General features: G+C 63.0%; 10 protein-coding genes. All 10 read left to right on the forward strand.

Features of this window, described 5'->3' with window-relative positions; translation table 11 throughout:
- Positions 1–853 precede the first annotated feature (853 nt).
- On the forward strand, positions 854–1,387 hold the full coding sequence (locus tag FVE66_RS10205) for a thiamine pyrophosphate-binding protein (RefSeq protein WP_151447339.1): 534 nt from the start codon (positions 854–856) through the stop codon (positions 1,385–1,387).
- Between the two features lie 4 nt (positions 1,388–1,391).
- Positions 1,392–2,003 carry a thiamine pyrophosphate-dependent enzyme gene (locus tag FVE66_RS10210; RefSeq protein WP_151447340.1) on the forward strand — a complete coding sequence of 204 codons (612 nt, stop codon included), beginning with the start codon at positions 1,392–1,394 and terminating at the stop codon, positions 2,001–2,003.
- Between the two features lie 26 nt (positions 2,004–2,029).
- Complete coding sequence (locus FVE66_RS10215) at positions 2,030–3,442, forward strand: aldehyde dehydrogenase family protein (protein WP_151447341.1); 1,413 nt, start codon at positions 2,030–2,032, stop codon at positions 3,440–3,442.
- A 69-nt stretch (positions 3,443–3,511) separates the two neighbouring features.
- On the forward strand, positions 3,512–5,626 hold the full coding sequence (locus tag FVE66_RS10220; protein ID WP_151447342.1) for a hydantoinase/oxoprolinase family protein: 2,115 nt from the start codon (positions 3,512–3,514) through the stop codon (positions 5,624–5,626).
- On the forward strand, positions 5,627–7,222 hold the full coding sequence (locus FVE66_RS10225; RefSeq protein WP_151447343.1) for a hydantoinase B/oxoprolinase family protein: 1,596 nt from the start codon (positions 5,627–5,629) through the stop codon (positions 7,220–7,222). It begins immediately after the preceding gene.
- A gap of 122 nt (positions 7,223–7,344) precedes the next feature.
- Positions 7,345–7,695 (forward strand): RidA family protein, encoded by a 351-nt coding sequence (locus FVE66_RS10230; protein WP_151447344.1) that lies wholly within the window; start codon positions 7,345–7,347, stop codon positions 7,693–7,695.
- A gap of 60 nt (positions 7,696–7,755) precedes the next feature.
- Complete coding sequence (locus tag FVE66_RS10235) at positions 7,756–8,814, forward strand: Bug family tripartite tricarboxylate transporter substrate binding protein (protein WP_151447345.1); 1,059 nt, start codon at positions 7,756–7,758, stop codon at positions 8,812–8,814.
- A 150-nt stretch (positions 8,815–8,964) separates the two neighbouring features.
- Positions 8,965–11,328 (forward strand): xanthine dehydrogenase family protein molybdopterin-binding subunit, encoded by a 2,364-nt coding sequence (locus FVE66_RS10240; protein WP_151447346.1) that lies wholly within the window; start codon positions 8,965–8,967, stop codon positions 11,326–11,328.
- On the forward strand, positions 11,325–12,173 hold the full coding sequence (locus FVE66_RS10245) for an FAD binding domain-containing protein (RefSeq protein ID WP_151447347.1): 849 nt from the start codon (positions 11,325–11,327) through the stop codon (positions 12,171–12,173). Before FVE66_RS10240 ends, FVE66_RS10245 begins: the two co-directional genes overlap by 4 nt.
- Positions 12,170–12,646 carry a (2Fe-2S)-binding protein gene (locus FVE66_RS10250; RefSeq protein ID WP_151447348.1) on the forward strand — a complete coding sequence of 159 codons (477 nt, stop codon included), beginning with the start codon at positions 12,170–12,172 and terminating at the stop codon, positions 12,644–12,646. The genes FVE66_RS10245 and FVE66_RS10250 overlap by 4 nt, the downstream gene beginning before the upstream one ends.
- Positions 12,647–12,673 lie beyond the last annotated feature (27 nt).

Here is a 12,673-nt window from a genome sequence, read left to right on the forward strand (position 1 = left end):
AACACAGTGGCGCTGATCGATGATCGGCGATTTACCTGATGACCTGATGATCTGCTGATCTGCTGATCTGGTGATCGGTTGATCGGGTGATCTGGTGATCGGGCGAGTAATCCAAATATGGTTGATCATTGCGCCATCGTTCGATCGACCCGAACCACTGCACCCCTATCGCCAATTTGAAGCTTCGAAAACCATTAAGAGTCAACGGTGCGCTGGGCATCGGTATAAGACACTTCATGGGGTTGGCTGATTAGGTAAGCGGCACACAGCCGAGGGATCATCACTTGCGAACGTCGCACTGGATTAGCCCAGACATCCGCGTCTGGTTGCCTATCGAGGCGGGCGTTGGCCAAGTGGGTTTTGACTTTGGTTTCTTTGGTGACTTTCTTTTCCAAAAGAAAGTTACACACCCGCCGGGGTGTTTCCCGGCTTCACAACGACAAACAACAAACCCAGCCAAACCAACCGCAAGCTGAAGCGGCGAAAAGCACATCGCCGTAATGAAGCTGCTGGACCCCATCCCCCCTTGCAGGGCGCGTCTGCGCTTGCAAGCGCAGACCGTTCCGCAGGCGGGCAGCATGCTGCCCGAGACCCCTGCTACACCCCCAACCCTCCTCTTGAAAGGGAGGGAGCGTTCGTAGCATGCGCCGGTCTACCCTCGGTGCCACCCGGCATGCCAGCCCGGCATGCCAGCCCCTCCCCATCTATCACCAAATCCGAACAATGCACAAAAACTAGTTGTTTGTTTTCATCAAACCCCCCGCCTATGATCTTTCCAACACGGCGGCACCGGGCGGATTTGAATGCACGGTTGACGCCATCCCCCCCCTCAACCGACAACCGAAAACAGACAATGCCCGCCGAAACCCAAACCTGGTACGACATCGTCGTCAAGGTACTCAAGGCGAACCAGGTAAAACTGGTTGCCTATGTGCCCGACAACGTCCTGTCCCCGCTGATCAAGGCAATCCACGCCGACCCCTGGTTCACCGTCATCTGCCCGGCACGGGAAGAGGAAGCAGTCGGCATCGTGACCGGCGCCTGGATGGGTGGAATGCGTGGCATCACGCTGATGCAGACCAGCGGCTTTGCCACCTTGCCGAACGCGCTGGCCTCGCTGGCCGTGCCGTTCCAGATTCCGCTGCTGATGATGATTTCCGAGCGCGGCACATTGGGCGACCACCAGCTTGGACAGGCGATCGTCTGCCGCACCATGCGGCCAGTGCTGCAAACGCTCGGCATCGAACATTTCGCCATCGAGCGGCTGGATGACGTCGAGTTCGTGGTGAACAACATGATCCAGCAGGCGTTTTCGACGCAGGCGCCGGCAGCCATCATCCTGTCGCCGCTCCTGACCAAGAAAAACACCGCTTCGAAACAGGACTGACGCCATGGCAAACAATGACAAGCAGGCGACCCGCGACACCGCCCGTGTGATGAACCGCTCCGACCTGACCCGGCGTCTGGTCGCCAGGCTCAATGCGAACGAAGCCGTGATCGGCGGCATCGGCAACAACAACTTCGACCTGTGGGCCTCTGGCCAGCGCCCGGAAAACTTTTACATGCTGGGCAGCATGGGCCTGACCGCGCCGATCGCCATGGGCGTGGCGCTGGCACAGCCGCAGCGCCGCGTGTTCGCGCTGGAAGGCGATGGCTCGCTGCTGATGCAACTGGGCGCACTGGGCACCATCTCCGCAGCAAAGATGAAGAACCTGGCCGTGATCGTGTTCGACAACGGCATGTACCAGATTACCGGCAAGCAGCCGACGCTGACTTCCAGCACGGTCGACCTGGTGGCGGTGGCCAAGGGCGCCGGCCTGGCGCAAAGCGCATGGGCTGCCGATGAAGCCGATTTTGAAGCGCTGGTGGATCGCGCACTGGACGGCGACGGCCCGTGGCTGATCGCCGCTCGTATCGACGACCAGAAGCCGGCCGGCACCACCGATCGCGATCCTGCCCGCATTCGCCAGCGCTTCATGGCTGCGATGGGCGCGAAAGCCTGAGCCGTATCTGCCGACCAGGAGCCGACATGTCCAAGCTACTCATCAATGGCCACTGGGTCGATGGCGAATCGACCCAGCAGCTGACCGAGAAATACCAGGGCCGCGTTTATGGCCAGATGGCGGTGGCATCCGCCGCCCAGATCGACGAGGCGATCGGCGCTGCAGTGGCCGGCGTCAAGACCTCGACCCTGTCGCCGTATGAGCGCTATCGCATCTTGTCGCAGGCGGCGCGCATCGTCGAAAGCCGGATCGAGTTGCTGGTCGGGCTGATGCGCGACGAAGCCGGCTTTACCCGCGCCGATGGCGAGAACGAAGTGCGGCGATGCGTGCAGACGCTGGAATTGTCGGCCGAGGAAGCCAAGCGGCTCAATGGCGAGCTGGTGCCGATGGAAGCGGCGGCCGGCATGAAAAACCGGATGGGCTTCACCCTGCGCGTGCCGCGCGGCGTGATCTGCTGCATCACCCCGTTCAATTCGCCGCTCAATACGGTGGCGCACAAGGTGGCGCCGGCGCTGGCGGGCGGCAATGCCGTGGTGTTGAAACCATCCAACCTGACGCCCCTGACCGCGGTCGAATTGTGCAAGGCGCTGCTCGACGCCGGCCTGCCGCCGCAACTGCTGTCGCTGGTCAACGGGCCGGGCAGCCGCATTGGCAGCCAGTTGCTGGACGACCAGCGCATTGCCTATTACGCATTCACTGGCAGCACCAGGGTCGGGCGCGAGATCCAGCAGGCTGCCGGCCTGCGCGGCGTGCAGCTGGAACTGGGCAGCATCGCCAGCACCATCGTCTGTCATGACGCTGATATCGACATGGCGATTCCGAAGATCATCAACGCCGGTTTTCGCAAGGCCGGCCAGGTGTGTACGTCGGTGCAGCGGTTGTTCGTCGATCGCCGCATTGCCGATACCTTCATTCCGAAATTTGTCGCGGCGGCAAAGGCGACCAGGGCCGGCGACCCGGCCGATCCGGCGACCATCGTCGGGCCGATGATCAGCAGCCATCACGCACAGCGCGCCAGTGCCTGGGTGGCGGAAGCGGTCGAAGCCGGCGCCACGCTGCTGGCTGGCGGCGGCTGCGAAGGCAATGTGATGCAGCCGACCGTGCTGCACAAGGTCAACGACAGCATGCGGGTGTACTGCGAGGAAGTCTTCGCGCCAGTGCTGTCGATACTCGAATTCGACACGCTCGACGAAGTGGTTGAGCGCGCCAACGACAGTCCGTACGGCCTGGCCGCCGGCCTGTTCACCAGCAGCCTGCAAACCGCATTGCGCACTGCGCGCCGGCTGGAATTCGGCGGCGTGCATATCAATGAAGCGTCCAGCGCGCGGGTCGACATCATGCCCTTTGGCGGTGTCAAGGATAGCGGCTTCGGTCGTGAAGGCCCGGGTTACGCGATCCGCGAAATGACCGAGGAAAGACTGATCACCGTTGCCTATTGAGCCGGCCAGCAGTGTGCCGGCCTTGCCACGCTACCGATCCAACCTGAATCAAACCGAACCGACTGACTTGTGAAAAATCCTACTGCAGAATCCAATATCCTGCGTGTGGCCGTGGACATCGGCGGCACCTTCACCGACGGCGTCGCAACGCTGTCTCCCGCTGGCCGCATCTGGGTCGGCAAGACCCCGACCACCCCGTCCGATCCGGGCGAGGCGGTGTCGACTGTCATTCTCAACCTGCTGCAACAGGTATCGCATTCCATGGGTGAGGCAGCGCCGGCGCTGGCCGAGGTGGTGCACGGAACCACGCTGATCACCAACACGCTGATCGAGCGCAAGGGCTCGCGCACCGCACTGGTCACGACCAGCGGGCAGCGCGACATGCTCGACATCGGCCGCGAGTGGCGCTACGACATCTACGATCTGGAGATCGTGTTGCCGACGCCGCTGGTGACCCCGGAAGACCGGGTTGAAGTGGACGAGCGGCTCAATGCGCGCGGGGAGGTGCTGCAATCGCTGGGCGCCGCCGAACTGGCGCGCATGTCTGCCGATCTGAAGCAGATGGGCGTGGAGTCGGTCGCGGTGTCTTTGCTGCATTCCTATGTCAACGACGAGCACGAGCAGCAGATACGCGCAGAACTGGAGCGTGCATTGCCCGGCGTTGCGGTGTCGCTGTCGTCCGAACTGGCGCGCGAGATCAAGGAATTTGAACGCACCTCGACCACCGCCGCCAATGCCTATGTGAAGCCGATCGTCGCCGCCTATCTGCAGGAACTGGAGGCGCGCATCGGGAAGATCGGGGCCGACGTGCCGCTGCGGGTCATGGTTTCCAGCGGCGGCTTCACCTCAGCCAAGTCTGCCGCGCAGACGCCGATCCTGCTGCTGGAATCCGGTCCTGCGGCCGGCGTGCTGTCGGCGCTGAATACCGCGCGCCAGAACGATGTGCAGCATGTGCTGGCTTTCGACATGGGCGGCACCACCGCCAAGGCTTGCGTGGCCGTCGGCGGCACTGCGCCGGTGGCGCACTCCTTCGAATGCGCCCGCGTCGAGCGCTTCAAGCGCGGTTCCGGATTGCCTATCCTGATCCCCAGCATCGAGCTGATCGAGATCGGCGCCGGCGGCGGATCGATCGCTTTCTGCAACCGCCTGGGCCTGCTCAATGTCGGTCCCGAGTCGTCCGGTTCGGTCCCTGGTCCGGCCTGCTATGGCCGCGGCGGCGAGGATCCGACGGTGACCGATGCCGACCTGCTGCTGGGCTACCTGAACGCCGACAATTTCCTGGGCGGCGAAATGAAGCTCGATGTCGGCCTGGCGCAGAAAGCCATGGGCCGGCTGGCAGAGAAACTGGGCGTGTCGACCACCGATGCGGCCTGGGGCATCTACAACATGGTCAATGAAAACATGTCGAGCGCGGCCCGCATCCACATCGCCGAGAACGGCCATGATCCGCGCGACTTCTCGATGGTCGGCACCGGCGGCGCCGGGCCGGTCCATGCAGTGGAAGTGGCGCGCAAGCTGCGCATACCGCGGGTGCTGATTCCGATTGCGGCAGGCGCTGGTTCCTGCCTGGGCATGCTGGCTGCGCCGGCGCGCGTCGATCGCGCCTGGTCGAATCCGCAACTGCTGGCCGACACTGACTGGCCACAGGTCGCGGCTGCGCTGGAACAACTCAAGCGCGAGGCGCAGGACGAGCTCGACACCGCCGGAGCCAAGGATGTCATCTGGCAGATCGGCGCCGAGATGCGTTACTACGGCCAGGGCGCCGAAGTGCCGGTCTCGATTCCTTTCGAAGCCGTCACCGCGAAGACTGGCGCGGCCATCCTGCAATCGTTCGAAGAGCAATACGAAAAGCTGTACGGCCGCACCGTCCCGGGCGCCAGGCCGCAGGTCATGACCTGGCGCCTGACCGGCCGGGCCGAGAGTCGCGGCCATCACTTCGAATGGGGCGACGACCGCGTCAAGGCCAGCGCCGCGCTGCGCGGTTCGCGCAGCATCTACCTGCCGTTGAAGAAAGAATATGGCGAGGTCAATGTGTACGACCGCTATTCGGTACAGCCCGGCGAGGTCTTGCAGGGACCGCTGATCCTGGAAGAGCGCGAGTCCACCATCGTCGTTCCGGTAAAGTCCGAAGTGACGATCCTGCCCGACCTCACCGTCTCCGTCACGATCAAGGAATTCGATTAAATGAATACTGTTGCAGACAAGGTGAGCGGCGCGGCCCTGCCACCAACCACGACCCCGAACCCAAGCTCGCACTTCAACTCGATCGAGCTGGAGATTTTGTGGAAGCGCCTGATCAGCGTGGTCGACGAGGCCTCCGCCGCGTTCGTGCGCACCTGCTTCTCGACGCTGGTGCGCGACGGCAATGACTTTGCCATCGTGCTGACCGATGCCCAGGGACGCTCGCTGGCGCAGTCCACCATGAGCCTGCCCGGCTTCATCGGTTGCCTGCCGGCCACGGTGCGCCATTTCCTGGACAAGTATCCGGCGCCGACGATGAAAGAGGGCGACGTCTACATCACCAACGATCCGTGGAAGGGATCCGGCCATATCCATGACGTCACCACGGTGACGCCGATCTTCCGCGACGGCCGCCTGGTGGCCTTTGCTGCCGTGGTCTCGCACCTGCCCGACATCGGCGGCAAGCTGCGCAGCAACAGCAGCCGCGAGATCTACGAGGAAGGCTTGCAGATCCCGATGATGAAGCTGCTCGACGCCGGCCAGCCCAACACCGTGCTGATCGAGATGATCACGCAGAACATTCGCGTGCCTGACCAGGGCATGGGCGATATCTGGGCGCAGGTATCGGCTTGCCGCATGATGGGCGATCGGCTGCAGGGATTGCTCGATACCGTCGACCTGGAAAAACTGGGCGCGGAAGTGCGCGCCCGTTCCGAAAAGGCGATGCGCGAAGCGATCAGCCAGATCCCTGATGGCGTCTACACCTCGACCGTGCAGCATGACGGCTTCGAAGCGCCGATCATCATCCAGTGCGAGCTGACCGTGAGTGGCGATCGCATCGATATCGATTTCGCCGGCTCCAGCCAGCAACTGCCGCGCGCGGTCAATGTGGTGCCGATCTATACCTTCGCCTACACGGTGTACGGACTGAAGTCGCTGCTGTGCCCGGACGTGCCGAACAACGAAGGCAGTTTCCTGCCGATCACGACCGACGCGCCGCTCGGCTCGCTGTTCAATCCGACCTATCCGGCGGCTTCCGGCGGACGCAGTGCAATTGGCCATCTGCTGCCGGCAGCGGTGTTCAAGGCGCTCGCCGATGTATTGCCGAACAAGGTATGGGCATCCGGCTCACCCAACTCGTCGATGACCATGTCGGGCGAATACCGTGGCAAGCGTTATGCGGTGGTCAACTTCCTGAATGCAGGGCAGGGCGCGACCGCGCGTCGCGCCGGCTATTCCGCATTGTCCTTCCCAGGCAACCTGGGCAACACGCCGGTCGAGATGATGGAGAGCCTGGCACCGATTCGCGTGATCCGGCGACAGGTGCGTCGCGGCAGCGGCGGAATCGGATTGCACAAGGGCGGCAATGGGATTACGTTCGAGTTCGAATTGCTGGCGGATGTGAAGGAGGCTTCAGCGTCGTTCCTGATGACGCAATTGAAATCAGTGCCTGCGGGGCTGGCCGGCGGCGGCGCCGGACAACCGGGGCGGCTGACGATTAATGGCGAGGTAGTGGATCCGACCGAGCCGCGAATACTGAAGGGCGGCGATCGGGTGGTGATGGAAACAGCGGGTGGTGGTGCGTACGGACAGGGGTGAAAAGTTGAAAGGTAGGGAGCGATAAGGTCGATCGGGCGTTGTCCCGCTTGATCAGGCAGAAACAGATGCACCACAACGAACACCAAAACACCCATAACAGGGAACGAGAAAAGGCAAGCAACATGACCGATATGAAACGCATCGACCAGAACGCACGGCGTAGCCGTGCACTGGTCCACAACGGCCTGGTTTACCTCTCTGGACAGGTGCCTGACGACCGTAGCGGCGGTGTCGCCGAGCAGGCACGACAAGTGCTAAAGAAAATCGACGATCTCCTTGCTGAAGCTGGCACCACCCGCGCACGTCTTCTCAGCGCGCAGGTGTGGCTGAAAACGATGGATGATTTTGCTGGTTTCAACGAAGTGTGGGACGCCTGGGTCGTGCCTGGCGAAACACCGACTCGTTGCTGCGGCAAGGTGGAGCTCAACGATCCGAAGTGCCTGGTAGAGATTGTCGCAGTCGCAGCACTATAGAAGCCTGATAACGCCGTTCGTAGAAGCGGCATTTTTTTGGACCAACTAGAGAGGTATCCCATGTCTGCAGATTCAAAGGTTTTGGTAGCCGAATCATCATCGTCCAGGGGAGCCTGCGGGCTGCCTGCGGCAAAGCGGCGGCAGGTGCTGACGCTGGCCGGCATCACGGCGCTCACGCTCGCAGCCATGGCCATGCCTGGTGCTGCAATCGCGGATGAGTATCCGTCCAAGCCGATCAAGCTGGTCATTCCGTATGCAACCGGCGGTGTGTCGGATGCGATGGGCCGCATGACGGCGACCGCGCTGTCGAAGGCGCTGAACCAGACCGTGGTGGTTGAAAATCGCGGCGGCGCCGGCGGCACGCTGGGCGCTGGCGTGGTGGCGAAGTCTGCCCCCGATGGCTACACGCTGCTGTTGACCAGCCCGCCGATGGTGGCGGTGGCGCCGGCGCTGCTGCCAAGCCTGCAGTACGACACCTCGAAGGACTTCACGATGATCGGCACCATGGCGACCACGCCCAACGTGCTGGCAGTGAACAACGACATACCAGTCAAGAGCATCATCGAGCTGGTCGCGTACGCAAAGGGCCCAGGCAAGGGCAAGCTGAGCTATGCATCGGCCGGACCGGGTAGTGTCGGCCACCTGTCGGGCCACATCGTGCAGACCTCGACCGGCATCGAGATGCAACACGTTCCGTACAAGTCATCGGGACAGGCTTTCCCCGATGTGATCTCCGGCCGCGTTTCGATGGTGTTCGATTCGCTGCCGTCGACCATCGGCCATGTACGTTCCGGCAAGGTGCGGCCGCTGCTGGTCTTGTCGGATCGGCGCTCAAGCATCATGCCCGACGTGCCGACCGCAATGGAAAGCGGATTCCCGACGGCGACGATGAACTTCTGGGTCGGCATCGAAGGCCCGGCCAAGATGCCGAAGGCGATCGTCGACAAGCTGAACGCGGCGCTGAAAGTTGCCGTGGCCTCCAAGGAAATGCGCGACCAGATGGCATTCCTGGGCGCCGAGCCGTATCACTTGACGCCCGCGGAGTTCGAGGCATTGCGGCAGAAGGACGTGGTCAGTTACGCCAAGCTGGTCAAGGCCATGGGGCTGAAGACTGATTGAAGTTGACGGTCTGACGAGTTACGGTCCAGCCGTAACTCGTCGGCCGGTTCGCCAGGATCGAAGCAACGAAAACTTGCCAGAACCCCGCGCAATCAGCATTCCGATTATCCTGTCCGGACCGCTCATCACACCTATCCCACTAGAGACACAATGATCGAAAAATCAGGAAAAGGCGTCGGTGTACCGCTGCGCCGCAAAGAGGACAAGCGGCATTTGCGCGGACAGGGACAGTTCGTCTCCGACATCCGCATGCCCGGCATCCTTGACGTCGCCTTCGTGCGCAGCCAGGTCGCGCACGGCATCGTCAAGCGCATCGAGATCCCCGACGAATTCAAGGGCCGGGTATTCACTGCCGCCGATTTTCCCGGCGTCAAGCCGATCATCGCGGTGCCCAAGGTTGCGGGCTTCAAGTATTCCGAACATCCGGCGCTGGCCACCGATCGCGTGCGCTTTGCCGGCGAGCCGATTGCGATGGCCATCGGCCCCAGCCGCTCAGAGGCCGAGGACGTCGCCGATGCGGTCTTCGTCGACATCGAGGAATTGCCGGCGGTGGTGGACATGCTGGACGCTACCAAACCCGGCGCCACGGTCATGCGCGAGGAATGGGGCGACAACGTCTACGTCGAAAAGGGCAACGAGTACGGCGACCTTGAGTCTGCGCGCAAGAATGCAGCGGTCACCGTAACCCGTGAATACCGGATGAACCGGCAAAGCGCGGTGCCGATGGAAGGCCGCGCCATACTGGCCGTGTGGGATAACCGGCTGGAGGAATTGCTGGTCTATACCGGCAGCCAGTCGCCGCACCAGACCCGGGTGGGCATGGCGCAGGCACTCGGCATCGAAGAGCGCAAGCTGCACCTGATCACGCCCGACATGGGCGGCGGATTCGGCGCCAAGCGTGTGCTGTATCCGGAAGAACTGATGGTGGCGGCGCTGGCGCTGAAGCTGAAGAAGCCGGTGCGCTGGATCGACGACAAGCGCGAGCACTTGCTGACCGCGATCCATTGCCGCGAACATCATCACAAGGTAACGGCATACGCCGACAGCCGCGGCAAGATACTGGGGCTGGACGTGGAAATCTGGGTCGATGCCGGCGCCTATTCGCACTGGCCGAACGGACCATTCATGGAAACCGGCATGGCTGCGCGCAACATTCCCGGCCCCTACGACATTCCCAATTACCGCAGCAACAGCTATACGGTCGCCACCAACAAGTCGCCGATCGGCGCCTATCGCGGCGTGGCCCGTCCCGCGGCCTGCTTCACGATCGAGCGCACCATCGACGAAGTGGCGCACGCGGTGGGCCGCGAGCCCTGGGTGGTGCGTATGGAAAACATGGTGCAGCCGGCGGCAATGCCTTTCCGTAACGTCACCAACCTGTTGTACGACACCGGTGACTATCCCGAGTCGGTGCGGCGGGCAGCCAGCCTGATCAACTTCGAAGCGGTGCGCGCGCGCCAGAAAACGGCCGAGCCTGATGGCCGCCTGATCGGTGTCGGCTTCGCTTCCTTCACCGAGCAGACCGCGCATGGTTGCGGCGAATGGGTGTCGCGCGGCACGCCGGTGATACCAGGCTATGAGACCGCCACCGCGCGCATGATGACCGACGGCTCGCTGATGCTGATGGTCGGCATCGTGTCGCACGGCCAGGGCATGGAGACCTCGCTGGCGCAGATCGCGTACCAGGAGCTGGGCATCGACCCGATGAACGTGTCGGTGCGCCACGGCGACACCCAGGTGTCGGCATTCGGCATGGGGACCTTTGCCTCGCGCAGTATCGTGATGGCGGGCGGCGCGGTGGCCAAAGCTTGCCGCTTGCTGCGCGCAAAGATGACGGCAATCGCTGCCCACGTGCTGAAATGCGATGCCAGCGAGCTGCGTTTCGAGAATTGCGCGGTGCATGGCCCGCAGGGATCGATCGGTTTCGAGGAGATCGGACGGATCGCCCATCTGCGCCAGGAAATCCTGCCCAAGGGCATGGATCCGCTGCTGGACGTGACGGCCACCTACGAACCTGCGGTCGACACCGGCCTGTTCACCTATGCGACCCAGGCAGCGGTGGTTGCGGTCGACCCCGACACCGGCAAGGTCGAGATCCTCGACTACGCGGTAATCGAGGACTGCGGCACCGTGATCAATCCGCTGATCGTCGACGGCCAGATCATTGGCGGCATTGCGCAGGGCATCGGCAATGCGCTGTATGAAGAAATTCCCTACGACGAGAATGGCCAGCCGCTGGCCACCACCTTCGCCGATTACCTGCTGCCCGGTGCGCCGGAAATACCGGCGATCAAGATCGGTCACATGGTGACGCCGACACCGCATACCGAATACGGCATGAAGGGCATGGGTGAAGGCGGCGCGATATCGCCGCCGGCGGCGATCGCCAATGCGATCCGCGATGCGCTGCTGCAGATCGGCGGCGAGATCAATGAAACGCCGATGACGCCGCGCCGGGTGCGGGCGGCGGTTGAGCGCGCGCTGGCAAACAAGAATGACAAGGTGGCCGTATGAAAGCGGGAAAGCTGACTTATCACCACGCCGATTCGATCGACAGCGCGCTGGCGCTGAACAGGCGTTTCGAAGGGATGGGCAAGTTCATGGCTGGCGGCCAGTCGCTGATGCCGATGATGAACCTGCGCATGGCGTTCGCCGACCAGGTGATCGACATTTCGCGCATCGCTGCGCTACGTGAAGTAAAGGCCGTTGGCGACAAGCTGTTCATCGGCGCCGGCATCACCCATGCGATGATCGAAGACGGCAAGGTCGAGGATCCGGCACGCGGCTACCTGCGTCATGTGGCGGCCGGTATTGCCTATCGATCGATACGCAACCGCGGCACGGTGGGCGGCAGCCTGGCGCATGCCGACCCGGCTGCCGACTGGCCGACGGCGCTGCGGGCGCTGGATGCCGTGGCGGTGATCCGGGGTGCCGATGGCACGCGTGAAGTAACGCTGGCCGAGTTCCAGGTGAGCGTGATGGAAACCAGCCTGGCCGACGGCGAGTTGCTGCAGGGCGTGCTGCTGCCGCGGCTGTCGCCGGGAGCGCGCTGGGCTTACCAGAAGTTCTGCCACAAGGTTGGCGAGTTTGCGCATTCGATCGGTGCGGTGGTGTTCGATCCAGCGGCCGGCATTGTCAATGTCGTGCTCGGCGCGGTGGGCGGCAAGCCGGTGCGCCTGGCGAAGGTATCGGCGCGGCTGGCAGACGGGCTCGACGCCCAAGAGGTGGCGAGTTCCGGCTTCATGACGTTGCTGGAGCAGGACCTTGCGGCCAGTACCTCGCTCGACCCGGCGTCCTACGATTTCCAGGTACACAAGACCATTATCAAGCGGGCAGTCATGGAGACCCTGAAAAAATGACATCGATTTCAATCACGGTAAATGGCGAGCCGGTAGTCGCCGAGATAGACGACCGCATGACGCTGGCCGACTTCCTGCGCGACAAGCTGGACCTGACCGGTACCCATCTCGGCTGCGAGCATGGCGTGTGCGGGGCCTGCACGGTGCTGGTGGACGAGGAGCCGGTTCGCGCTTGCATCACGCTCGCGCTGTCCATGGCCGGGCGCTCGGTGCGCAGCATCGAGGATTTCAACGACGATCCGGCGATGGAAGTGATCCGCGAATGCTTTTCCGAAGCGCACGGACTGCAGTGCGGCTTTTGCACGCCGGGCATGGTGATCACGGTGCGTGATATCGTTCAGCGCGGCGCCTGCGTGGATGCGAAGCAGATCCGCACCGAGCTGTCCGGCAACCTGTGCCGCTGCACCGGTTATGCTGGCATCGTCAAGGCCACCGAGCTGTCGCGCGACAGGTTGAAGGCGAAGAGCGAATAAGCCTGCTGGCGGCCGCGGGAATCAACA

The organism is Lacisediminimonas profundi (assembly GCF_008831265.1).
GTDB lineage: Bacteria > Pseudomonadota > Gammaproteobacteria > Burkholderiales > Burkholderiaceae_D > Lacisediminimonas > Lacisediminimonas profundi.

What these genes read in the sequence shown, in the direction of transcription:
- FVE66_RS10205 (WP_151447339.1), top strand. Translation starts at nt 854, where the DNA reads ATGCCCGCCGAAACCCAAACCTGGTACGACATCGTCGTCAAGGTACTC.
- FVE66_RS10210 (WP_151447340.1), top strand. Translation starts at nt 1,392, where the DNA reads ATGGCAAACAATGACAAGCAGGCGACCCGCGACACCGCCCGTGTGATG.
- FVE66_RS10215 (WP_151447341.1), top strand. Translation starts at nt 2,030, where the DNA reads ATGTCCAAGCTACTCATCAATGGCCACTGGGTCGATGGCGAATCGACC.
- FVE66_RS10225 (WP_151447343.1), top strand. Translation starts at nt 5,627, where the DNA reads ATGAATACTGTTGCAGACAAGGTGAGCGGCGCGGCCCTGCCACCAACC.
- FVE66_RS10230 (WP_151447344.1), top strand. Translation starts at nt 7,345, where the DNA reads ATGACCGATATGAAACGCATCGACCAGAACGCACGGCGTAGCCGTGCA.
- FVE66_RS10235 (WP_151447345.1), top strand. Translation starts at nt 7,756, where the DNA reads ATGTCTGCAGATTCAAAGGTTTTGGTAGCCGAATCATCATCGTCCAGG.
- FVE66_RS10240 (WP_151447346.1), top strand. Translation starts at nt 8,965, where the DNA reads ATGATCGAAAAATCAGGAAAAGGCGTCGGTGTACCGCTGCGCCGCAAA.
- FVE66_RS10245 (WP_151447347.1), top strand. Translation starts at nt 11,325, where the DNA reads ATGAAAGCGGGAAAGCTGACTTATCACCACGCCGATTCGATCGACAGC.
- FVE66_RS10250 (WP_151447348.1), top strand. Translation starts at nt 12,170, where the DNA reads ATGACATCGATTTCAATCACGGTAAATGGCGAGCCGGTAGTCGCCGAG.